Here is a 23982-nt window from a genome sequence, read left to right on the forward strand (position 1 = left end):
CCGAAAAAATCAGTTTATTTAATGTTAAAAGTTACTCTATTGAAGGCAATGAGGTGTATAATAAGGACCAGATAAATGAGTTAGGAGAGTGAAATAGATGGAAGAGAAAAAAACATTTTATATGAGTGGCTACGTAGGAATTGCGAGCTTATTAGTTATTTTAATTGCGGGAATTGGTTTATTTATTTATGGAGCGAGTCATACTAATGGTGTTCTTGTTGTTTTAGGTATTATTTTGTTAGTTGGGGCTATTTTATTTTTAAGTTCCTTAACTATTGTTAGTCCCAACCAGGCGAAAGCTATTTTATTTTTTGGTCGTTACTTAGGTACGATTAAAGAAAATGGGTTGTTTATTACCATTCCATTTACGCAAAAAATGAACATTTCTTTGAAAGTACGAAATTTCAATAGTTCTCTATTAAAAGTCAATGACTCTGACGGGAATCCAATCGAAATCTCTGCGGTCATCGTTTTTCGGGTAGTCGATACAGCTAAGGCGTTATTTAATGTCGATTATTATCAAGACTTTGTGGAAATTCAAAGCGAAACGGCAATCCGGCATGTAGCAACACAATATCCTTATGACACTTTTTCAGATAATGATGTAACTCTGCGAGGAAATACCGAACAAATTTCCGAGGAGTTAACCAAAGAATTGCAAGAACGCTTAGCAGTGGCTGGTGTAGAGGTTATCGAAACACGGTTGAATCATTTAGCTTATGCAACTGAAATAGCTAGCTCCATGTTGCAAAGACAGCAAGCAAAAGCAATCTTAGCGGCTCGACAAACAATTGTTGAAGGTGCGGTAAGCATGACACAAATGGCCTTAGAACAGATTGAAGAAGGGCAAGAAATTAATTTTACCGATGAACGAAAAGTACAACTTATTAATAATTTACTAGTCTCAATCATTACTGATAAGGGCACACAACCAGTTATTAATACAGGCGACGTTTCTTCTTAAAGAGGAAGCAACGCTAAAAATAGCAAAAAAGAGTCATCTTTCCGATGGCTCTTTTTTTGATAAACACGAACATTATATAATTTTAATCTATAATATTTCGGTTTTTCTTTGACATCTCTTTTTCTCATTGTTAGAATAACAGTGAAAAAAGGCGGAAGGAGTTATTACATTCATGAAACCATTAGTCGCTGTGATTATGGGAAGTACCTCAGACTGGGCAACGATGAAAGCTGCTTGTCTTGTGTTGGAAGAGTTGGAAATTCCTTATGAAAAACGAGTGATATCAGCACATAGGACCCCTGATTTGATGTTTCGTTTTGCAGAGGAATCACGAACAAAAGGATTGAAGGTTATTATCGCTGGCGCTGGTGGAGCGGCCCATTTACCAGGGATGGTAGCTGCAAAGACAACCTTACCTGTCATTGGTGTTCCAGTTAAAACACGAACATTAAACGGTATTGATTCACTGTTGTCTATTGTGCAGATGCCAGGGGGAGTTCCTGTAGCAACAACTGCGATTGGCACAGCAGGTGCTACCAACGCTGGGTTATTAGCTGCAGAAATACTAAGTATTGATGATTTACAGTTAGCAGAAAGAATCCAAGCAAGACGACAATCATTGGAAAAAGCGGTTATGGAAAGTGGGGAACAACTTGAATAAACCTTTAAAAGTAGGAGCAACTATTGGCATTATAGGTGGGGGACAGTTAGGGCGAATGCTAGTCATGAGTGGTAAAAAAATGGGTTTCCAAATGATTGTGTTGGACCCAACGATCAATAGTCCAGCTGGTCAAGTAGCTGACCGTCAAATTGTGGCAGCCTTTGATCAGATATCTGCTTTAACTGAACTAGCAGAATTAAGCGATGTGATCACCTATGAATTTGAAAATATTGAAGTGGCCTCCCTAGAAAAGGCCATTCCACTAGAAAAGTTGCCACAAGGAACAGAATTGTTAAAAATTACTCAAAATCGATTGCTTGAAAAAACGTTTCTTCAATCGATTGGCTGTAAGATTGCCCCTTTTGCGGAAGTAAAAAGCCAGAAAGAGCTGCCACAAGCAATAGAAAAGATTGGTTTTCCATGTGTCTTAAAAACTATTCAAGGTGGATACGATGGAAAAGGACAAGTCGTCTTAAAATGCGAAGAGGATTTCTCCCAAGCGACTAAATTATTAGCTAACGCCACTTGTGAATTAGAAAAGTGGGTGCCTTTCACTAAAGAACTTTCAATCATCGTTGCAGGGAATAAGCATGGTTACCAAAGCTTTCCTGTATCTGAAAACATTCATCGAAAGAATATCTTGCATGAATCAATTGTGCCAGCTCGAATTTCTGAGAATGTGCAACAAAAAGCAGCGGAATTGGCGCAACACATTGCTGAGGAATTAAATTTATCTGGGGTTTTAGCTATCGAAATGTTTTTAACGGATTCAGAAGAGTTGTACGTCAATGAATTAGCGCCACGGCCTCATAACTCAGGTCATTACTCTATTGAAGCTTGCTCATTTAGTCAATTTGATGCGCATATTCGAGGGATTAGCAATTGGGGCATTGGGTTACCCCAGTTACTTCAACCAGTGGTTATGGTGAATCTCTTAGGCGAACACTTAGAAAAAAGCTACCAATTATGCACGTCAAAACCCACTTGGCAAGTCCATTACTATGGAAAAGCCGAATCAAAAGTAGGCAGAAAAATGGGCCACGTCACCATTACAACACCTTGTATATCAGAAACGTTAAAGGAAATTGAGACTGTTGGTATTTGGAATGTAACTTAATAAATGCTTGCTCCAAGCAAGTTTTTTATTTTTACATTCGATAAACACGAACGATTATTGTTTTTTTGTAACTAATGTAAGTCTTTGTCTGGTGTAAATCGGCTGGCTTAGAAAGAATAGGGTTCATGAAGCTAACGAGAAGAGGGAAAGAATGGAAAAGAAAGCACTTGTGTATACAGGAAAAGCGAAGAAGTTGTATCAAACAGAAAATGCAGCGGTTCTTTTTGTGGAATATCTTGATCAAGCAACAGCTTTAAACGGTCAAAAAAAAGACAAAGTTCTTGGGAAAGGCGCTTTAAATAATCAAATCACTAGTCTAATTTTTGAACATTTACAGCAACAGAAGATTCCCAATCATTTTATCAAAAAAGTATCTGAACACGAACAATTAATTCAGGCCGTAGAAATGATTCCTTTGGAAGTTGTCGTACGTAATTATGCGGCAGGAAGTTTTTCAAAGCGTTTAGCGATTGAAGAGGGCACTAAATTAGTGACGCCTATTATTGAATTTTATTACAAAGAAGATCGTCTGGATGATCCTTTTATTAACGAAGACCATATTCAATTTCTAAAAGTAGCCACTCCTGCTGAAATTGTGGAGATTAAAGCATTGGCTTTACAAATTAATCAGGCGCTTAGTCAACTCTTTCAACGCCTCAATATTTGTTTGATCGATTTTAAAATCGAGATTGGTCGGACGAAGGCCAATCAATTGTTACTGGCAGATGAAATTTCTCCAGACACCTGTCGTTTATGGGATTTAAACACAAACGAACATCTGGATAAAGATGTTTATCGCCGTGAATTAGGAGAAATAGTTCCTGTATATGAAGAAGTTTTACAACGTTTACTAACAGCTAATTGAGGAGGAAGCGCGTATGTATTTTGTCAAAGTCTATGTTACGTATAAAGAATCAATTTTGGATCCCCAAGGTGAAGCGGTTAAGGAAGCAGTCCATCGGCTTGGTTTTACAGAAGTAGCCGAAATCCGTGTCGGTAAGTATTTTGAAATGCACGTCCAGCAGACAGAAGCAATTGAAGAGAAAATTGAACAAATTTGTGATCAACTATTAGCCAATGTAAATATGGAATCCTATCGTTTTGAAATTTTATCTTTGGAGGAAATTTAAATGAAATTGGCAGTGATTGTTTTTCCAGGATCCAATTGTGATGCAGACTTATTGTGGGCTGTCAAAGAGGTGATGGGCGTTGATGCAGAATTTGTCCGACATGATGCCACTTCTTTAGCAAAATTTGATGGCGTGTTATTGCCGGGCGGTTTTTCTTATGGCGATTACTTACGTTGTGGTGCAATTGCTCGGTTTTCGCCAATTATCAATGAGGTGATTCGCTTTGCTACAGAAGGCAAAATGGTTTTTGGTACTTGTAATGGCTTTCAAATTTTAACAGAAATTGGCTTGCTTCCTGGTACGTTGTTAAGAAATGATTCGCTTCGTTTTATTTGTAAAAGTGTCCCATTGAAAGTGAATACGCACACAAAGTTTACAAGCGAGTATCCTGAAAATGTTTCGATACATTTACCAGTAGCGCATGGCGAAGGGAATTACTATTGTGATGAAAAAACGTTGAAAGAGCTGAAAGAAAAGAACCAAATTGTTTTTACGTATCAAGAAAAGGTGAACGGTAGTCTTGCGAATATTGCTGGTATTTGTAATGAACAGGGCAATGTTCTAGGAATGATGCCTCATCCGGAACGAGCGATGGAAGAATTGTTAGGTTCAACAGATGGACGCAGCTTTTTTGCTTCAATCATTAAAAACTTTGGAAAGGAATTAAGCCAATGATGAATGAACCAACACCAAAAGAAATCAAGGAGACACGGTTGTATGCAGAATGGGGACTAACAGATGAAGAATATCATCAGATTGAGACCATTTTGCAAAGAGAACCTAATTATACAGAAACTGGCTTATTCTCCGTGATGTGGAGTGAACATTGCTCTTACAAAAATTCCAAGCCCGTTTTAAAAAAGTTTCCGACGGAAGGGCCACAAGTGCTTCAAGGCCCTGGTGAAGGAGCTGGGATTGTCGATATTGGTGACGGATTAGCTGTTGTTTTTAAAGCAGAGAGCCATAATCATCCTTCTGCAGTAGAACCTTACGAAGGAGCAGCTACAGGCGTTGGTGGAATTATTCGCGATATTTTCAGTATGGGGGCGCGGCCGATTGCTTTACTGGATTCGCTAAGATTTGGCGAACTGACGGATGCACGAACACGTTATTTGTTTCAAGAAGTTGTGGCGGGGATTAGCGGTTATGGAAATTGTATTGGTATTCCAACCGTTGGCGGTGAAATTGCTTTTGAGCCATGTTATCAAGGAAACCCACTTGTTAATGCTATGTGTGTGGGATTGATTCGTCATGATGAGATTCAAAAAGGCCAAGCAAAAGGCGTCGGAAATAGCATTCTTTACGTAGGTGCGAAAACAGGACGAGATGGAATTCACGGTGCGACCTTTGCTTCAGAAGAATTTAGTGAAGGTGAAGAACAGCAACGATCTGCGGTACAAGTAGGTGATCCGTTTATGGAAAAATTATTATTGGAAGCTTGTCTTGATTTAATCAAAAATCATCAAGATATTTTAATCGGCATCCAAGATATGGGGGCGGCTGGCTTGGTTTCTTCAAGTGCTGAAATGGCATCAAAAGCAGGTTCAGGCTTGATTCTAGAGCTGGATAAAGTTCCGCAGAGAGAGACGCAGATGAGCCCCTATGAAATGCTCTTGTCTGAGTCCCAAGAACGGATGTTAATCTGTGTGGAAAAAGGAGCAGAACAGCAAGTTTGTGAATTGTTTCAAACGTATGACTTAGAAGCGGTAGCGATTGGCTCCGTAACAGATGATGGACAGTATCGTGTCTTTCACGGTGGCAAAATAGTCGCAGATGTACCAGTAGATGCTTTGGCAGAAGAAGCCCCTGTCTACCAGAAAGCCTATCAAGAACCAGAGCGGATGCGTGCTTTTAAAAAATTAGCGCCCTTCATTCCAGAAATTACGAATAGTACGGAATTATTAAAACGCCTATTGCAACAGCCAACGATTGCATCGAAAAAATCAGTTTACGAAACCTATGATAGTCAAGTACAAACGAATACAGTGGTGCAACCAGGAAGTGATGCAGCTGTTTTAAGAGTGCGGGGCACCAATAAAGCCTTAGCGATGACAACAGATTGTAATAGCCGTTATTTGTATTTAAATCCTGAAATTGGTGGGCAAATTGCGGTTGCAGAAGCAGCCCGTAATATTGTAGCAAGTGGAGCACAACCTTTGGCTATCACTGATTGTTTGAATTATGGTTCCCCTGATAAACCAGAAAGTTTTTGGGAATTATGGACGTCGGCGGATGGAATCGCCGCAGCCTGCCGTCAGCTAGGAACACCCGTGATTTCAGGGAACGTCTCTCTTTACAATGAAACAGATGGTCAAGCCATTTACCCTACGCCGATGATTGGCATGGTGGGCGTGATTGAAGATGTTTCACAAATTACCACACAAGCGTTTAAACAAGTTGATGACTTAATTTATCTCATCGGTGAAACCCACGCAGATTTTAACGGCTCAGAAATTCAAAAAATGCAACTGGGTCGAATTGAAGGGCAATTACGCTCATTTGATTTAAAAGAGGAAAAAGCAAACCAAGAATTAGTTTTAAAAGCAATTCAAGCAGGCCTAGTTGCTAGCGCGCATGATTGCGCTGAAGGCGGCATTGCCGTTGCTTTAGCCGAGTCGGCTTTTGCCAACGAACTGGGGCTACAAGTGACACTGCCATTAAAAAAAGAATATCTATTTGCGGAGACGCAATCCCGTTTTATTCTTTCAGTTAGTCCCCAGCATCAAGAAGCATTTGAAACACTTATCGGAAAAAAAGCCCAACATATTGGGAAAGTGACTGAAACTGGTTTGGTCATTCATGCGTTAGATGATGTGATCAATTGTTCAACAAAAGATGCCAAAGCCTTATGGGAGGATGCGATTCCATGTCTTATGAAGCAAAAAGCTTAAATGAAGAGTGTGGTATTTTTGGTATTTGGGGTCATCCTGATGCGGCACACGTGACCTATTTTGGTTTACACAGCTTACAGCATCGAGGCCAAGAAGGCGCAGGAATTGTGGCGAACAATTCTGGGAAATTAGATGGCCACCGTGATTTAGGTTTATTAGCAGAAGTATTCCAAAAGCAAGAACAACTGAATGCGTTAGAAGGAACGGCGGCTATTGGTCATGTACGCTATGCAACCGCTGGTACGGGTAGCGTGGATAATATTCAGCCATTTTTATTTAAATTTTATGATAGTCAAATTGGGTTAGCACACAATGGCAATTTGACAAATGCCAAGCGTTTACGAAAACAACTAGAAAGAGAAGGCGCTATTTTTCATTCCAATTCAGACACTGAAATTTTAATGCACTTGATTCGAAAAAGCACTGCTGCCTCGTTTCTCGATAAATTAAAAGAGAGCTTGAATTTGGTTAAGGGTGGCTTTGCTTATCTTTTATTAACAGAAACGATGATGATTGCTGCACTGGATCCCAACGGCTTTCGCCCTCTCTCCATCGGACAAATGAACAATGGGGCGTACGTTGTGGCATCCGAAACGTGTGCATTAGAAACAGTTGGGGCTCGCTTTATTCAAGATGTGGCGCCTGGTGAAGTAGTCATCATTTCTGATGAAGGCTTGAAAATAGAGGTTTTCACTACGGAAGTCCAACCGGCAATTTGTGCAATGGAATATATTTATTTTGCACGACCAGATTCAAATATTGCTGGAGTTAATGTGCATACAGCTCGTAAAAGAATGGGGAAGAACTTGGCAATCGAAAGTCCAGTCGCAGCTGATATGGTAATTGGTGTACCGAACTCGTCATTGTCTGCAGCTAGCGGCTATGCAGAAGAAGCACAGATACCTTACGAACTAGGTTTAGTAAAAAATCAATATGTCGCTCGAACATTCATCCAGCCGACACAAGAATTAAGAGAACAAGGTGTCCGTATGAAACTATCGGCAGTTCGTGGCGTGGTCAAAGGAAAAAAAGTCATTTTAGTAGATGATTCGATTGTTCGCGGGACCACTATTCGGCGCATTATTCATTTATTAAAAGAAGCAGAAGCGCAAGAAGTTCATGTCAGAATTGCTTCACCGCCATTAAAATATCCGTGTTTTTATGGCATTGATATACAGACGAGGGACGAACTAATTGCGGCAAACTATTCAATTGAAGAGATCAAAGAGCAGATTGGCGCAGATTCGCTGGCTTTTTTGAGTGAAGCAGGGCTGATTGATGGGATTCAATTAAATTATGATGCTCCTTATTCTGGGCTGTGTATGGCTTACTTTAATGGAGACTATCCAACGCCTTTGTATGATTATGAAGAACAATATCAAGCATCCTTGAAAAAAGAAACTAGGAGGAATTGACATGGAAAATGCCTATTCAAAAGCTGGCGTAAATGTTGAGGCAGGATACGAAGTAGTGGAACGAATTCAAAAGCATAGCCAAAAGACACAACGGACGGGAACGTTGGGCATGCTTGGTGGTTTTGGTGGTTGTTTTGATTTAAGTAGTTACAAGCTTAAAGAACCAGTTTTGGTATCAGGAACGGATGGCGTAGGCACAAAGTTACTCTTGGCAATTGAAGAACAGAGACACGAGACAATCGGAATTGATTGTGTAGCAATGTGTGTCAATGATGTCGTCGCACAAGGCGCCGAACCGTTATATTTTTTAGATTATTTAGCGTTAGGGACCGTTAATCCAGCTAAAGTTGAAGCAATTGTTGCGGGTGTTGCGGCTGGCTGTTGTGAGGCGAATGCAGCCTTAATTGGGGGCGAAACAGCTGAAATGCCTGATATGTATGAAGCAGATGCTTATGACGTGGCTGGTTTTGCCGTGGGTATTGCTGAGAAAAGTCAACTCTTGACTCCAAGTAACGTAAAAGAAGGCGATTTCTTGATTGGTCTTCCTTCAAGTGGTCTTCATTCTAATGGTTACTCTTTAGTAAGAAATGTTTTTTTTAAGAAACATTCGTTTAAAACAACGGACGAGCTTCCAGAATTGGCACCCAAAACGTTAGGGGAAGAATTATTAACACCAACAAAAATTTATGTGAAGGAATTATTGCCATTGTTAAAAGCAGGACTCGTGCATGGGGCTGCGCATATTACTGGCGGCGGGTTTTTAGAAAATCTACCAAGAATGTTTTCTTCCGCATTAGCTGCAGAGATTCAATTAAATAGTTGGCCAGTGCTACCAATTTTTAAATTGCTTCAAAAATACGGTGAAATTCCACCTGAAGAAATGTATGAAATTTTCAATATGGGCTTAGGAATGATTTTAGCGGTGAGTCCAGAGCATGTTGAAAAAGTTCAGGAGCTTTTGCCAGAAGCTTTTGAAATTGGTCGTTTGGTACCTAGGAAAACGAAAGCCGTTATTTTTAAGGAAGCCTTATGAAGATAGCTGTTTTTGCATCTGGCAATGGTAGCAATTTTGAGGCGATTGCTGCAGCTTTTTCCCAGAAAAAAATCGCAGGGCAGTTGAGCTTAGTCTTTTGTGACCAGCCTGAAGCCCATGTATTGACCCGTGCCCAAAAGCGCAAGATTCCCGTTGTTTGCTTTTCGCCATCTGATTTTCCATCTCGTGGGCAGTATGAAGAACAAGTATTGAAACATTTAAAAGAGCATCAGATCGATTTAATCGTGTTAGCTGGTTATTTGAGAATTATCGGCAAGACTTTACTGGAGACTTATCCAAAGAGAATCGTCAATATTCATCCTTCTCTGTTACCTAGTTTTCCAGGTCTTCACGGAATTGAAGAGGCATTTCATTATGGAGTGAAAATAACAGGAATCACTATCCATTATGTTGACTCTGGGGTTGATACAGGACCGATTATTTTCCAAACAACCACCAAGATTGATACTGAAGATACATTGGACACATTAACAGAGAAAATTCATGCTCTTGAGCACGAATGGTACCCAAAAATAATTTCACAAATTGTAAAGGAGACAATGAAATGACCAAAAGAGCATTGATTAGCGTTTCAGACAAAACAGGAGTGACAACATTTGCAGCAGGCTTAGTTGCAAATGGCTTTGAAGTTATCTCCACTGGGGGAACAAGGACTGTCTTAGAAGAAGCGGGGGTACCGACACTTGCTATTGACGACATCACTGGCTTTCCAGAAATGTTAGATGGTCGTGTCAAAACGTTACATCCGAATATCCATGGCGGACTTTTGGCAAAAAGGGGAAACCAAGCGCATCAAAAAGCACTGACTGAACAAGGCATTCATTTTATTGACCTTGTAGTAGTGAATCTTTATCCATTTAAAGAAACAATTTTAAAACCAGCAATCTCTGAAGCAGAAGCGATTGAAATGATTGATATTGGCGGTCCTAGCATGTTACGTTCAGCGGCAAAAAATTATCAAGACGTAACAGCAGTGGTTGATCCTAGTGATTATGAACAGGTATTAAGTGAAATTAGCAGCACTGGAACTAGCCAGTTAGCCACTAGAAAAAGATTAGCAGCAAAAGTCTTTCGTCATACCGCTGCTTATGACGCGCTTATCGCTGACTATTTAACGACGCAAGTGGGTGAAACTGAACCAGAGAAACAGACGCTTACTTATGAACGTAAGCAAACATTGCGTTATGGCGAAAATAGCCATCAACAAGCCACCTTTTATCAATCCGTTGTACCTGTATCATTATCCATTGCTTCCGCTCGACAACTTCATGGCAAAGAACTGTCATATAACAACATTCGAGATGCTGATGCAGCACTCCGGATTGCTAGCGAGTTTACAGAACCTACGGTCGTCGCTGTTAAACATATGAACCCATGTGGAATTGGAACAGGAAAAACGATTTTGGCAGCCTATCGTCAGGCATTTGAAGCAGATCCAGTTTCAATTTTTGGTGGCATTGTTGTTTTGAATCGTCCAGTGGACCAAGCGACTGCGGCTGAAATGCATCAAATCTTTTTAGAGATAATTATTGCGCCTAGTTTTGAGGAAGAAGCTTTGGCACTGTTATCTCAGAAAAAGAATCTTCGTTTGTTAACGTTAGATTTTCATGCTCAAGAAAAAAAAGCGGTGGAATTAGTTTCTGTTATGGGCGGGTTATTAATTCAAGAACAGGATACAGTTGTTGAAAATGACCAAGCATGGCAAGTTGTTACAGAGCGCCAACCCACACCAGCTGAAAGAGACGCATTGAACTTTGCTTGGAAAGCAGTCAAGCATGTAAAATCAAATGCTATTGTTTTAGCCAATGAAAGCCAAACGGTGGGGATTGGCGCTGGTCAAATGAATCGAATTGGGTCAGTAAAAATTGCAGTTGATCAAGCCCAAGCAGCTGGAAAATTACAAGGGGCCGTCTTAGCAAGTGATGCCTTTTTCCCCATGGCAGATAGCGTGGAATATGCTGCACAACATGGTATTCAAGCAATTATTCAGCCAGGCGGGAGCATTAAAGATCAAGCATCAATTGATCTAGCGAATCATTATGGTATTGCGATGATTTTTACTGGGACTCGTCATTTCAAACATTAATTTTTAAAGGAGAAACCGATGAATATATTAGTGATTGGGCGTGGTGGTCGTGAACATGCAATCGCCAAAAAATTACAGCGAGAAGACAAAGTCAAGACTGTTTATTGTGCACCAGGTAATCCTGGTATGAGTGGTGATAATATTCGGACCGTACCTATCAGTGAAGAGCAGCAAACGGAACTAATTCAATTTGCGAAGGATAATCAGATTGATTGGACATTCGTCGGACCAGAAACGCCATTAATTGAAGGGATTGTAGACGCCTTTCAAGCAGCGGGATTACTGATTTTTGGCCCGACAAAAGCAGCTGCAATTATTGAAGGTTCAAAAAGTTTTGCGAAAGATTTTATGCAAAAATACCAGATTCCAACGGCGGAATATCGGGTCTTTCGACGTTTGGCACCTGCCTTAGAATATATTGAACAGCAAGGAGTACCAATTGTTATTAAGGCAGATGGTTTGGCAGCTGGAAAAGGAGTAGTAGTTGCCGAAACAAAAACAGCCGCAAAACGGGCGCTAGTTGCGATGATGGAGGACCAACAATTTGGAGCAAGCGGTCAAACGGTTGTAATCGAAGAATTTTTGCAAGGAGAAGAATTTTCCTTAATGGCTTTTGTTTCTAATGAGAAGGTATATCCGATGGTGATTGCTCAAGATCATAAGCGGATTTTCGATGGGGATGCTGGGCCGAATACAGGGGGGATGGGCGCTTATACACCAGTGCCTCAGATCCCAGAAGAAGCGGTTCAGCAAGCCATTAGCCAAGTCCTGAAACCGACTGCTAAAGGAATGGTGGCTGAAAAACGTCCGTTTCAAGGGATTTTATATGCTGGTTTAATCCAAACAGCAACTGGCCCCAAGGTTATTGAATTTAATGCTCGATTTGGGGATCCAGAAACACAAGTTGTGTTGGCCCGTTTAGAGAGTCCCCTTTCAGAAATAATTTCTTCATTGCTGGCGAAAGAGCAACCAACGATTGTATGGAATGAGTTAGCGAGTGTTGGTGTTGTTATAGCAGCAGAAGGCTATCCTAATCAATACAAGACAAATCTACCATTGCCCGAAATGTCTGGTGAAACCATCTATTATGCAGGGGTAACTCGTTCAGAACAGGCTCTGGTTTCGGCTGGCGGACGAATCTTTTTAGCAGAAGCAACTGCTTCGACTCTTGAAGAAGCCCGCAAAAAAGTTTATCAAACATTGGATAATTACTCATTTCCTGGAATGTACTACCGAAAAGATATAGGTGTGAAAGGCTTGATTTAGGATTTTCAAAAACAGAGGCAAGGACATTTAATCGAATGTTTCCTTGTCTTTTTTTTATTGCAAATTCAGATAGGGAGGCATAAACTGAAAGTATATCCATCATTAAACTAGAGGAGAAAGCTAAAATAATGAGAGAGAAGCAGATTGAAAAAGTTAGTCAGCGGTTGTTTATTGTTACAAGTATTTTAGCAGTCAGTTTACTATTATTAAGTGCGGTGGTCTATCCTGATTTACCAGCTCATGTGCCCATTCATGTGAATTTTTGGGGCGAGGGTAATTCGTTTGGCCCAAGATCTAGTATATTTATGTGGCCAGCGGTCCTGTTTGGCTTGAGTATTTATCAACGAAGTTATCAATCAGTACAACCATATGGCAGATGGCTGAAGGTATTATTAATCATTGTTAATCTTGGCGCTTTGTTTAGTATTCTGCGTCTATTTATTCATTTGTTGGTTTGAAGGGGTCGAAAGGTGAGAGAATGAGAAAGTTAATTTTGGTTTTTGTGGGCTGTGCCATGGCCTTTTGTTTATGGCCTAATCAAGCGGCGGCTGTAGCTGGTGGCTATGGCGGCGGACGTGTAGAAAGTCCTAGCGGAGGTAATCCCTCGAATGGTTTTTCGCCAAGCGGTGATGGATCAAGAAGTTATGTTCATAATAACGAGACCGGGACCAGCAACACAACGCCACTGGAAGGCTTAATTTCAACAGTGTTTTTTGTTCTTTTTGGGGGCGCGATGATTTGGCAAAGACGCCGTAGAAATCAACCAGTCGATGAAGGAGCTTTTCAAGAAATGTGGGCGGCATTACCTGGAACATCAAAAGAAAAAAAGGCACTCTTAAAAGAAATACAACAAACGTTTTTAGAAATACAACAAGCGTGGGATCAAGAAAACTTGTCTGTGGTCAAAGATAACTATACAGAAAAATTTTATCAAAAACATCTTGCAGTATTACAAGCAAATCAACAAGCGGGCATCAGAAATCATGTGAAAAAAGTGAAAGTAGCGCCAGCTTCGAATTATCATCCTATTAGTGAAACCAGTTTTTCACTGATGCTTCATTTTTCTTGTATTGACTACGAGGAAGATACTCAAAGCGGTCGTGTTTTATCAGGATACAAGCACTAAAAACAATATTTTTCACAACTTTGGTATTTTGATTACAATCCATCTCTTGGAAAATGGCAAGCAGACTTCATTCAACCTAAAGGATAGTGCTGAAAAGCGCTTGGGGTTTAAACCCCAAGCGCTTTTTTATTCTTCGATGCGTTTTACAAGCTGTATTTTTTTATTTAATACGTAAATCAGAATACCGCCGACGGTCATTGAAAGAAGTTCACCAAGTCCAACGGTCAACCATGTGTACCAAAAAGGTAACTGATAAAAGAACGTTAAGGGTCCGGCGACAGTGAACATGGACAAAGCAAAAAGAATGGCCGTCAGCATTAGTTTAATCAATAAATTTTGCTGATTTTTTGTCGCAAAATAGGCAATCCATAAGACTGCGCACGTTCCAGCGCTACCGATGACTATATCGATGATACCAAGAGGCGAAGCGGTGTTGGCAATCGCAACCCCTAACGTAATGGACCAGATATATCGCTTGTTAAAAACGCCTAAATAATTAAATAATTCGGCAAGACGAAGCTGTATCGGACCAAAACTAAGCGGAGCGAGAAGTACAGTGACAACAACATACAAAGCGGTAACCAGCGCCATTTTAGCCAACGCCGTAGCTGACCACGTACTGGTTTGTGGATTTGATGAATGATTCATTTAAGATTCTCCTTTATAAAACAACGACGTGTTTTAGTGATAACCATAACCAAAGGAAGGGCAGTAAAGCCAACTGAAGTGTTATGGTGTGAGTTGCCTCACTGTGTTACATGTTACTGAAGAACAGACACTCTGTAAAGTCTTTTTATTTCATGGTCCAACCACCATCAATGGTCATAACTGTGCCATGGATATAATCAGCGTCATCACTAGCTAGAAATAATGAAAGTTTTGCTACTTCCTGTGGCTGCGCCCAACGGCCCGCGGGTGTTTCACGTGCTACCCAAGTAGCCATTTCACCTTCTCCTACAAAATCAGCTGCGTTCATGGGTGTTTGGATGGCACCTGGCGCAATCGCATTTGCTCGAATGCCTAATTTGGCATAATCGTAGGAAAGTTGTTTTGTATACCCGATGATTGCGTGTTTGGAGGCAGTGTACGCTGCGCCGCCGCCCCCAGCTACTAAGCCAGCGATAGATGCCATATTAACGATTACTCCTTTTTTTTGTTGGAGGAAATAAGGTAATAGAGCATTGGTCACTAAAAAGACACTTTTTAAATTGGTTGCTAAAATTTGATCCCACAAAGCTTCCGAAGTTTCTAGAGAAGGGCGATAATCATCTAAAATACCTGCCGTATTTAATAAAATATCAATTTGGCCGTTGTTTTTCACAATTTGTTTCATCGTGGCTTGCACAAATGAGGGAGAAGACACATCACCGACAAAATAAGTAAATGGCTTAGTAGAATCTGGATTAACCAGTGCGGCTGTCTGTTTTAACCCCGTTTCGTCTAGGTCGATGCCAATAACCTCAGCACCTTGCTCAGCAAAGGCAATTGCTTGTGCTTGGCCAATCCCTGAAGCTGCACCGGTTACAAGCACCCGTTTTGTTTCAAATTCTTTTGGCATAAGAAAAACTCCTTTAAACATTTAAAAATTAAGGTCTAGAAGAACGAGCAATCGCCGTAATCTGCCAGACCTTATGTGTGTAATTATGCTTCAACAATCACCCAATCTTCTGCTAAGACATCACAAGGTGTTGGTGAAAACATGCTGTAGCCTTCATCAGAAGTTTTGATTAAAAAATACGGGGTAACTTGTAAAAATTCACCTTCGGAGGTGCCAATTTCATCACGTAATTCAATAAAAAGTTCAAAACCGCTCCAGCCTTTACGTACGGCTTTTTTTCCTGCTTTAATCTGTGGCAATACTTCTTCAAATGTCATTTGATTGTGCTCCTTTTTCGTTAAATGGTAGTTCGTGATAGCTCGTTGCGCCTTTTTCAATTGTCAACTGACCGTTAAGTAGATCCGTCATTTCAGCTATAAATGTTTCTGTTGCTTGTTCATCTACTAAACAAATTAACTGAATAGACTCTGTGTAAATAGTTTCTTTAAGCGTGTAGGGACTATGTTCCAAAAAGGCTTGGGCTTTTCCTAATAAAGGATAGGCGATCGTAATCAATAGTTCTTGTTGCAATTTGCCAATGACTAAACCAATTTCATCTAAAGTGTGGGAAAGAGCATGACTATATGCTCGGATTAAACCGCCAGCGCCTAATTTTATTCCGCCAAAATAACGAGTGACAACAGCCACTACGTTGATTAACTCTTTTTTCTTTAAGACTTCTAGCATTGGAACACCAGCAGTGCCACTAGGTTCGCCGTCATCGCTGCTCCGCTGAATGTCATTTTTTTCGCCGATCACAAAAGCACTACAATTATGATTGGCTTTCCAATGTTCTTTTTTTATTGCGGCGATAAAGGCTTTTGCTTCTTCTTCTGATGTTACGCGCTTTACAGAACAGATAAACCGCGATTTCTTGATTTCAATCTCGCTGAAACCATCTTGTTTGACTGTAATATAGCTTTCTAACATATGGGCATCCTTTTCTCTCGTAATAAAGTCAGTATAAAAAAGAATCAACTGAATAGCAACTTTTTCTCTCATCTTTTTTGTGAGATTTTTTGGAAAAAAACGTTATAATAAGGTATGATAGAGAAAAGGGAGGCGCTGGAAATGGTACATACACGACAGAAAAAATATGATACAATTACTCATTATTTGAAAACGAATGGCGGTTCCCAAGTTACCTTGACCTTTACCCAGTTTGATGAATTGTTATTCCCTCATTCTGGTTTACCAAAAACTGCTAAGACAGATGTCGATTGGTGGGCGAACGATTATAAGCATCCAGAAAAGGGCGCTTATGGTTGGTTGAATGCGAGTTACCAAGTAGTTCAAGTGAATTTGGAAAAAGAATATGTGGTATTTAATAAATTACTGAAATCAGCATGGTACGTTTAAACCAAGATTGTATCCGCTTTAAAAAACAAGAATGATTGACAAAAATTAACTTTACACTATAATATTTTTAATAGATAATGTTGAAAATTGAAAAAGGCAATGGTAAAAGGGGCTGTTAAAATGTCAAAAAAAACAATTATGTTAGTTTGCTCCGCTGGAATGAGTACTAGTTTACTTGTTACAAAAATGCAAAAAGCAGCATTTAATCAAGGCTTAGATGCCCATATATTTGCGGCTTCTGCATCGGAAGCAGAAACAAATTTAGAAAATAATCCAGTCGATGTGTTATTGTTAGGTCCACAAGTTCGTTATATGAAGAGTGATTTTGAAAAGCGTCTATCACCAAAAGGTATCCCAACAGATGTCATTAGCATGTCTGATTACGGCTTAATGAACGGGGAAAAAGTGTTGGAACAAGCCTTGGGTTTGTTAGCACAAGCAGATAAAAAAGAGTAAAAACAAGTTGTTTTTTCGAGAATTTTCGAAAAAGCAACTTGTCTTTTTTTATGACTTTAGTTAATTGGAATTGAGCTGAAACAGTCATTCTAGTTTATCAGTTCCATAAATTATAGAGCCGAAATTAGTCCTGTGAGCTAGAGAAAGACAACTGTCTTTAATTTTTTACTTTAATCTAGATACTAAAAAAACATACTTAACAATCTATTTTCTGAATAATGAACGCCTTTTTCCGTAGTCTGAAAGTTGTAATTCAAAGAATGATTAACAATATTTTTATATACGAGTCATTATAGTATGGCATAAGCATTTCGAATAACAGACTTATTCAGCAAATAAATGAGAGAGAATTCTGTTTTTGTTGTTTAAAAATAATGAGGTTATTTCATAAGGCATACTTTCTTCATACGTGATTTCTAAAGGACTATCTTTATCAAAAGAAATAATTTGTGAGTCAGGCATTGCAAGTAATATAGGTGAATGAGAGACAATAATAAACTGAGACCCCTCATCAATTAGTTTTTTTATAGATATCATTAAGGCTAGTTGGCGTTGAGGTGAGAGAGCCGCTTCAGGTTCATCTAACAGGTACAGACCATTTCCTCTAAACCGATGGTTCACCAGATTCAAAAAACTTTCGCCGTGTGATTGATGATGTAGGGATTTATCGCCATATTCAGAAAAATCTAAGTCTATATTTTCTGCATATGTAGCAACATTGTAGAAACTTTCAGCTCTTAAAAAGAAGCCATCCGTAGCACGCTTTACACTTTTTGCAACAGTTAAATAATTATGTAAATCCAAGTGAGTATCGTTTGTAGAGAAATTAAAATTAATACTACCGCCTTCAGGATTAAATCCCCAATTGACTGCAATTGCTTCTAATAAAGTGGATTTTCCAGTTCCATTTTCACCTGAAAAAAAAGTAATAGGTTTTTTAAAATTTAGTGAATTAAATTTATTCAGCCCTTCAATTTTTGAAAAAACAGAATCTTCTTCAAAAGCTTTGAGTTCTAGTCTTTTTAAAAAAATATTTTCCATGATAAAGTTTGCTCCTTTCTAGTCTTTTCAAATTAAAGCTTGAATTACTAGATATACTTTAACATTAATTTTTCTTTAAAGGTAGATAAATTTGTTTATAAAAAAGCTGCATATAGGTAAGTCGAAAGTAGAAGATTCGTGTAAACAATAAAGCGTATCAAGAGTTTGTTTAGTAGGTAACGACTAGATAAGAATAGAAAGATAACGGTGGGAGATCTCCTTTTTCGCAAAAAAGCTAGAGAAATGCGTATTTTATAATTGAGGTGGTTAACATGGAAGATTTGCATGGACGTAAAATAATTATTGAAGAAACAGAACCTTCAATACAGACAAAACTGGTTTATTTACCAACAATGTTAGAGCGTTCCCCCCTAACAATTCAATGTCAGCGGTGCGGGGAAGTCGTATCCAAAAAAGAAAACAGACTGGCGACAAATGTATACTACTGTCATGCGTGCATTCAATTAGGCCGTGTGACTTCTTGTCAAAAATTTTGTCATTTACCAGAAAGGCCCAATAGCCCAAGAACTGTCTTTTTTGAGTGGTCTGGACAATTAACAAAGGGACAGCAAGCGATCTCGGTTGAACTTTGTGAGACAGCAAAAGCAAGAGAGAATCGCTTAGTGTGGGCAGTTACAGGTGCAGGCAAAACAGAAATGTTATTTGCTGTTTTACACCAAACCTTACAAGAAGGGGGGCGGATTGCGCTGGCTTCGCCGCGTGTCGATGTTTGCTTAGAACTGTTTCCCAGAATCCAAGCGGTTTTTCCTCATGAAGCAATTGCTTTACTTCATGGAAACAGTCAAGAACCATATCGCTATACGAAACTAGTGATTTGCACCACGCATCAATTATTGAAATTCCATCAAGCGTTTGATTTACTTATCGTTGATGAAGTCGACTCTTTTCCTTTTGTTAATAACGAACATCTTTATTATGGAGTGCGTAACGCACGAAAAAAAAGAAGTAGTTTGGTGTACTTAACAGCAACGCCTACGAAAGAATTGCGGAAGCTTTTACAGCAAAAAAAGTTAGCAGCCAGTATTTTGCCAGCAAGATATCACCGTAGGCCATTACCTGTGCCACGCCGATTTTGGGTTCAGTCGTGGCAACGTCTTTCTAGCAAAAATATTAAAATCATTGCACATCATTTGAAACGTTTATTGGTGCGTAATTCAGTTTTACTATTTTGCCCAAGCATTTCATTAATTCACCAATTGCATGCATTAATAGCTGAGCGATTTTCCGACAAAGAAGTTGTCGCCGTTTATGGTAGTGATGAGCTTCGCCTAGAAAAAGTTCAAGCAATGCGTCAGCAGAAAACGGATATTTTGATCACTACAACCATTTTAGAACGTGGTGTGACTTTTGATGCAGTCTCAGTTATTGTTTATGGTGCTAATCATCGAGTCTTCACTTCTTCAACACTTGTCCAAATTGCGGGCCGAGTCGATCGAAGACAAGAATTCAATTACGGCGAAGTTTTATTTTTACATGATGGGGAAACAAGAGACATGAAAGAGGCAATTCGGCAAATAAAGCAAATGAATCGCTTGGCTAGCAAACGAGGGATGTTAGATGGATTGTAAAAATTGCACAAGCCCCATTCGTTTGGAGATAACATTAAAAATGCTCTTACGTTTTAAAAAATGGGCGAGGCCTTCACTTTGCCAGCACTGCCAAGCAAAGTTCCAGAAACTGCCAATGACAGGCACTTGTTTTGGCTGTAGTCGCGTCAGCCAAGAGCGCTATTGTTTTGATTGTCAAAGGTGGCAGCTGCTTTATCCAGAGTATTCTTTTCATAATGCAGCGTTGTTTCATTATGATGAAGGAATGCAAGAGTGGATGGAACGCTATAAATTTCAAGGAGACTATCGCTTAAGAATGTGTTTTAACGAGGAAATCAACTTTTACTTTCAGCAACAATCTGCGGACTATATTATTCCGGTGCCCTTATCCGAAAAACGAATGCAAGAACGAGGCTTCAACCAAGTAATTGGCTTACTAGAAGCGGCTGATGTTCCGTACAGCCCTTTTTTAATTAGAAAAGAGGAAAATGTTCCGCAATCTAAGAAAACTAGAAAGGAAAGAATGCGGTTGCAACAACCATTTGCCATCCAAAAAGAAAACCAAAAAAAATTAAAAAAATGTTCTGTTATTTTGGTGGATGACATCTATACCACTGGACGAACTCTTTTTCACGCAGCGGCTGTTATCAATGACTGTTATCCTAAAAGTTTGAATACGTTTACTCTCGCGCGATAAAAAGAAAAGAATTCATAAATTTGATGACTATTTTGTTGGCAAAACCCAGATTATTCGATATAATGAAATTAAGAAGAAGGGAATTAAAGAGTGGTCCTTTAATCTTTTCTTTACTGGTAGATGAAAGGGGTAATTGTTATGTTTAGATATAATGTACGTGGAGAAAATATCGAGGTAACCGAAGCGATTCGAGACTATGTTGAGAAAAAAGTCGGTAAATTAGAAAGATATTTCAGCGATTCACCTGAAGCAACGGTTCACGTGAATTTGAAAGTGTACACTGAAAAAACAGCCAAAGTCGAGGTTACTATTCCTCTTCCTTATCTAGTTTTACGAGCTGAAGAAACGTCACCTGATTTATACGCAAGTATTGATTTGGTTGTCGATAAATTAGAACGACAAATTCGTAAATTTAAAACAAAAATCAACAGAAAATCTCGTGAAACAGGACGTAACAATACAAAAGCCGCTGTCTTCTTAGTTGGTGAAGAAACAGAAGAAACACCTTCAGAATTAGACATCGTTCGTACAAAACGTCTATCATTAAAACCGATGGACAGTGAAGAAGCTGTTTTACAAATGAACATGTTAGGACACAACTTCTTCATTTTTGAAGATGCTGAAACAAATGGAACAAGCATTGTTTACCGTCGTAAAGATGGCAAATATGGCTTGATTGAAACAGACTAAAGCTTAAAATAAGAGCTGAAATGCCTTCGTGCATTTCAGCTCTTTAAACATCTTTAAAGCACGGAGTAAAGAAAAAATAAAGAAATACATAAAATAACTTTAAAAGTTCCTCTTTTAAAGGAAAATGTCTGTAAAATAGAGAGAAATGGTTTTCTTTCTCGTCAAGTAATGATAAAATAAAACGGATAGATTGTGCTTCTTGTACAAAAAGGATACAAAAATAAAAAGAGGTAATTGAAAGGAACACAGATACCAATGGCAAATTTTTTGAAAAAAATGATTGAAAACGATAAAAAAGAATTAAGACGATTAGAAAAAATCGCCGATAAAATTGATGCACATGCAAGTGCAATGGAACAACTAAGCGATGAACAATTACGTGAAAAAACAGATGAATTTAAAGCCCGTTATCAAAAAGGGGAAACCTTAGACGAACTATTACCAGAAGCGTTTGCGGTTGTCCGTGAAGCTGCTAAACGTGTACTAGGTTTATTCCCATACCGTGTCCAATTAATGGGTGGGATTGTGCTTCATGACGGGAACATTCCTGAAATGAGAACAGGTGAAGGGAAAACCTTGACTGCCACAATGCCTGTATACTTGAATGCACTATCTGGCGAAGGAGTACACGTTGTTACAGTTAATGAATACTTAGCAACCCGTGACTCTAACGAAATGGGAGAATTATATAATTTCTTAGGCTTAAGCGTTGGCTTAAACATTAACTCTAAATCTTCTGATGAAAAACGTGAAGCGTATAACTGTGATATCACTTATAGTACAAATAACGAATTAGGATTTGACTATTTGCGTGATAACATGGTTGTTTATCGCAGCCAAATGGTTCAACGTCCATTAAACTATGCAATTGTCGATGAAGTGGATTCAATCTTAATTGATGAAGCAAGAACCCCATTAATTATTTCTGGACAAGCTGAAAAATCGACAGCACTCTATACGCGTGCCGATAATTTTGTCAAACGCTTAAAAGAAGACGAAGATTACAAAATTGATATTCAGTCTAAAACAATTGGTTTAACAGAAGCAGGGATTGAAAAAGCTGAACAAACTTTCGGATTGGATAACCTGTACGATATTGAAAATACAGCATTAACGCACCATTTAGATCAAGCGTTACGGGCAAACTATATCATGTTATTAGACATTGATTACGTGGTTCAAGACAATAAAGTCTTAATTGTTGACCAATTTACTGGTCGTATCATGGATGGTCGTCGTTATTCTGATGGCTTGCATCAAGCGATTGAAGCAAAAGAAGGCGTCGAAATTGAAGATGAAACAAAAACAATGGCGACGATTACGTTCCAAAACTACTTCCGGATGTACAAAAAACTAGCCGGGATGACTGGTACTGCTAAAACAGAAGAAGAAGAATTCCGTGAAATTTACAATATTCAAGTCATTCAAATTCCAACCAATCGTCCAATTATCCGTGACGATCGTCCAGATTTACTTTATCCAACCTTAGAAAGTAAATTTAATGCAGTGGTGGAAGATATTAAAGAACGTTACCACAAAGGACAACCAGTGTTGGTGGGGACTGTTGCGGTAGAAACGTCAGAATTACTTTCGGATAAATTAAACGCAGCTAAAATTCCTCATGAAGTATTAAATGCGAAAAATCACTTTAAAGAAGCCGAAATCATTATGAATGCCGGTCAAAAAGGCGCAGTTACAATTGCAACAAATATGGCTGGTCGTGGAACGGATATTAAACTTGGTTTAGGTGTACTTGAACTAGGTGGTCTAGCGGTTATCGGGACAGAACGTCATGAGTCACGTCGTATTGATAATCAGTTGCGTGGACGTGCAGGACGTCAAGGGGATCCAGGGGTTTCACAATTTTATTTATCTTTAGAAGATGACTTAATGAAACGCTTTGGTTCAGAACGAATTAAAACATTCTTAGAACGAATGAATGTGCAAGAAGAAGATGCAGTTATTCAAAGTAAAATGTTTACTCGCCAAGTAGAGTCTGCTCAAAAACGTGTGGAAGGAAATAACTATGACACACGTAAAAATGTCTTACAATACGATGACGTGATGCGCGAGCAACGTGAAGTTATTTATGCGCAACGACAAGAAGTAATTATGGAAGAAAATGACTTGTCTGATGTATTGATGGGCATGGTAAAACGGACGATTGGCCGAGTGGTGGATAGCCATACACAATTAGAAAAAGAAGAATGGAATTTAGATGGGATTGTCGATTTTGCAGCCTCAACACTTGTCCATGAAGATACGATTTCTAAAAAAGATTTAGAAAATAAATCAGCTGAAGAAATCAAAGACTACTTAGTGGCACGTGCGCAAGAAGTATTTGAAGAAAAATCTCAACAATTGAATGGCCAAGAACAATTGCTAGAATTTGAAAAAGTAGTCATCTTGCGTGTTGTCGATACTAAATGGACAGATCACATTGATGCAATGGATCAATTACGCCAATCTGTCGGCTTACGTGCGTACGGTCAAAACAACCCATTAGTAGAATATCAAACAGAAGGTTATTCTATGTATAACAATATGGTGGGTTCAATCGAATATGAAGTAACACGTTTATTCATGAAATCGGAAATTCGCCAAAATGTCCAACGTGAGCAAGTAGCTCAAGGACAAGCGGAACATCCAGAAACAGAACAAGATGCAGCTGCACAAAGCAACACAAGTGCGAAGCGTCAACCTGTGCGTGTAGATAAAAAAGTGGGCCGTAATGATTTATGCCCATGCGGAAGTGGCAAAAAATTCAAAAATTGTCATGGAAGAAACGCTTAATTAAAGAAAAAACGCAGGGTGGGGCAATTTGTCCCGCCTTTGCTCTTTTTACAATAAAAAGAAAGAAGGAA

The 23982-nt window shown here is 39.1% G+C and carries 24 protein-coding genes and 1 pseudogene; 20 read left to right on the forward strand and 5 right to left on the reverse strand.

Going from position 1 to position 23982, the window contains the following annotated elements:
- The first annotated feature begins 97 nt into the window (after window positions 1-97).
- The 14 genes and pseudogenes from IGK86_RS06535 (at window position 98) to IGK86_RS06600 (ending at window position 13797) form a co-directional block, all read left to right on the forward strand.
- On the forward strand, window positions 98-964 hold the full coding sequence (locus IGK86_RS06535; protein WP_002357267.1) for an SPFH domain-containing protein: 867 nt from the start codon (window positions 98-100) through the stop codon (window positions 962-964).
- 172 nt (window positions 965-1136) lie between these two features.
- Entirely contained in the window at window positions 1137-1625 is a 489-nt protein-coding gene (gene purE / locus IGK86_RS06540) for a 5-(carboxyamino)imidazole ribonucleotide mutase (protein ID WP_016616893.1), read from the forward strand.
- Entirely contained in the window at window positions 1618-2742 is a 1125-nt protein-coding gene (gene purK / locus IGK86_RS06545; protein ID WP_016616892.1) for a 5-(carboxyamino)imidazole ribonucleotide synthase, read from the forward strand. Before purE ends, purK begins: the two co-directional genes overlap by 8 nt.
- 151 nt (window positions 2743-2893) lie before the next feature.
- Window positions 2894-3607, forward strand: a complete 714-nt coding sequence (gene purC / locus IGK86_RS06550; protein ID WP_002357270.1) for a phosphoribosylaminoimidazolesuccinocarboxamide synthase — start codon at window positions 2894-2896, stop codon at window positions 3605-3607.
- Window positions 3608-3620: 13 nt separating this feature from the next.
- Complete coding sequence (purS, locus tag IGK86_RS06555) at window positions 3621-3872, forward strand: phosphoribosylformylglycinamidine synthase subunit PurS (protein ID WP_002357271.1); 252 nt, start codon at window positions 3621-3623, stop codon at window positions 3870-3872.
- Window positions 3873-4547 carry a phosphoribosylformylglycinamidine synthase subunit PurQ gene (gene purQ, locus IGK86_RS06560; protein WP_002361952.1) on the forward strand — a complete coding sequence of 225 codons (675 nt, stop codon included), beginning with the start codon at window positions 3873-3875 and terminating at the stop codon, window positions 4545-4547.
- Window positions 4544-6763: a phosphoribosylformylglycinamidine synthase subunit PurL gene (gene purL, locus IGK86_RS06565; protein WP_016616891.1), complete on the forward strand. Its 2220-nt coding sequence runs from the start codon at window positions 4544-4546 to the stop codon at window positions 6761-6763. The genes purQ and purL overlap by 4 nt, the downstream gene beginning before the upstream one ends.
- Window positions 6739-8178, forward strand: coding sequence for an amidophosphoribosyltransferase (gene purF, locus IGK86_RS06570; protein ID WP_016616890.1), 1440 nt, complete (start codon window positions 6739-6741; stop codon window positions 8176-8178). Before purL ends, purF begins: the two co-directional genes overlap by 25 nt.
- A 1-nt stretch (window position 8179) precedes the next feature.
- Window positions 8180-9211 carry a phosphoribosylformylglycinamidine cyclo-ligase gene (gene purM, locus IGK86_RS06575; RefSeq protein ID WP_016616889.1) on the forward strand — a complete coding sequence of 344 codons (1032 nt, stop codon included), beginning with the start codon at window positions 8180-8182 and terminating at the stop codon, window positions 9209-9211.
- The gene (gene purN, locus IGK86_RS06580) at window positions 9208-9780 is read left to right on the forward strand and encodes a phosphoribosylglycinamide formyltransferase (protein ID WP_016616888.1); all 573 of its coding nucleotides are present in this window, start codon (window positions 9208-9210) and stop codon (window positions 9778-9780) included. The genes purM and purN overlap by 4 nt, the downstream gene beginning before the upstream one ends.
- The gene (gene purH / locus IGK86_RS06585; RefSeq protein WP_016616887.1) at window positions 9732-11318 is read left to right on the forward strand and encodes a bifunctional phosphoribosylaminoimidazolecarboxamide formyltransferase/IMP cyclohydrolase; all 1587 of its coding nucleotides are present in this window, start codon (window positions 9732-9734) and stop codon (window positions 11316-11318) included. The genes purN and purH overlap by 49 nt, the downstream gene beginning before the upstream one ends.
- An 18-nt stretch (window positions 11319-11336) precedes the next feature.
- Window positions 11337-12584 carry a phosphoribosylamine--glycine ligase gene (gene purD, locus IGK86_RS06590; RefSeq protein ID WP_016616886.1) on the forward strand — a complete coding sequence of 416 codons (1248 nt, stop codon included), beginning with the start codon at window positions 11337-11339 and terminating at the stop codon, window positions 12582-12584.
- Between the two features lie 128 nt (window positions 12585-12712).
- Window positions 12713-13042 (forward strand): DUF1648 domain-containing protein, encoded by a 330-nt coding sequence (locus IGK86_RS06595; protein ID WP_002371050.1) that lies wholly within the window; start codon window positions 12713-12715, stop codon window positions 13040-13042.
- Window positions 13043-13062: 20 nt separating this feature from the next.
- Window positions 13063-13797, forward strand: a pseudogene (locus tag IGK86_RS06600) (TIM44-like domain-containing protein).
- 39 nt (window positions 13798-13836) lie between these two features.
- Here the strand turns inward: IGK86_RS06600 and IGK86_RS06605 are convergent.
- From IGK86_RS06605 to IGK86_RS06620, 4 genes are all read right to left on the reverse strand, one after another.
- Entirely contained in the window at window positions 13837-14358 is a 522-nt protein-coding gene (locus tag IGK86_RS06605; protein WP_002385866.1) for a QueT transporter family protein, read from the reverse strand.
- A 145-nt stretch (window positions 14359-14503) separates the two neighbouring features.
- Window positions 14504-15289: a 3-oxoacyl-ACP reductase gene (locus IGK86_RS06610; protein WP_016616884.1), complete on the reverse strand. Its 786-nt coding sequence runs from the start codon at window positions 15287-15289 to the stop codon at window positions 14504-14506.
- Window positions 15290-15351: 62 nt separating this feature from the next.
- Window positions 15352-15585 (reverse strand): DUF2829 domain-containing protein, encoded by a 234-nt coding sequence (locus tag IGK86_RS06615; RefSeq protein WP_002357284.1) that lies wholly within the window; start codon window positions 15583-15585, stop codon window positions 15352-15354.
- Complete coding sequence (locus tag IGK86_RS06620) at window positions 15575-16309, reverse strand: YigZ family protein (protein WP_016616883.1); 735 nt, start codon at window positions 16307-16309, stop codon at window positions 15575-15577. The genes IGK86_RS06615 and IGK86_RS06620 overlap by 11 nt, the downstream gene beginning before the upstream one ends.
- A gap of 69 nt (window positions 16310-16378) precedes the next feature.
- Here IGK86_RS06620 and IGK86_RS06625 point away from each other — a divergent pair, with 69 nt between their 5' ends.
- Entirely contained in the window at window positions 16379-16666 is a 288-nt protein-coding gene (locus IGK86_RS06625) for a DUF7662 domain-containing protein (RefSeq protein ID WP_002357286.1), read from the forward strand.
- A 120-nt stretch (window positions 16667-16786) separates the two neighbouring features.
- On the forward strand, window positions 16787-17122 hold the full coding sequence (locus IGK86_RS06630; protein WP_002360150.1) for a PTS sugar transporter subunit IIB: 336 nt from the start codon (window positions 16787-16789) through the stop codon (window positions 17120-17122).
- Window positions 17123-17446: 324 nt separating this feature from the next.
- Here IGK86_RS06630 and IGK86_RS06635 read toward each other — a convergent pair whose 3' ends face one another.
- Window positions 17447-18163: an AAA family ATPase gene (locus IGK86_RS06635; protein ID WP_010712529.1), complete on the reverse strand. Its 717-nt coding sequence runs from the start codon at window positions 18161-18163 to the stop codon at window positions 17447-17449.
- A 272-nt stretch (window positions 18164-18435) separates the two neighbouring features.
- Between IGK86_RS06635 and IGK86_RS06640 the strand changes: the two genes are divergently transcribed.
- From IGK86_RS06640 to secA, 4 genes are all read left to right on the forward strand, one after another.
- Window positions 18436-19752 carry a DEAD/DEAH box helicase gene (locus IGK86_RS06640; protein ID WP_016616882.1) on the forward strand — a complete coding sequence of 439 codons (1317 nt, stop codon included), beginning with the start codon at window positions 18436-18438 and terminating at the stop codon, window positions 19750-19752.
- A complete protein-coding gene (locus IGK86_RS06645) occupies window positions 19742-20428 on the forward strand; it encodes a ComF family protein (protein WP_016616881.1) in 687 nt (228 codons plus the stop codon). The genes IGK86_RS06640 and IGK86_RS06645 overlap by 11 nt, the downstream gene beginning before the upstream one ends.
- A gap of 138 nt (window positions 20429-20566) precedes the next feature.
- The gene (hpf, locus tag IGK86_RS06650) at window positions 20567-21118 is read left to right on the forward strand and encodes a ribosome hibernation-promoting factor, HPF/YfiA family (protein WP_002357293.1); all 552 of its coding nucleotides are present in this window, start codon (window positions 20567-20569) and stop codon (window positions 21116-21118) included.
- A gap of 255 nt (window positions 21119-21373) precedes the next feature.
- On the forward strand, window positions 21374-23911 hold the full coding sequence (secA, locus tag IGK86_RS06655) for a preprotein translocase subunit SecA (RefSeq protein WP_002381826.1): 2538 nt from the start codon (window positions 21374-21376) through the stop codon (window positions 23909-23911).
- The last annotated feature ends 71 nt before the right edge of the window (window positions 23912-23982 follow it).

This window comes from Enterococcus sp. DIV1206 (assembly GCF_051712485.1).
Classification (GTDB): domain Bacteria; phylum Bacillota; class Bacilli; order Lactobacillales; family Enterococcaceae; genus Enterococcus; species Enterococcus faecalis.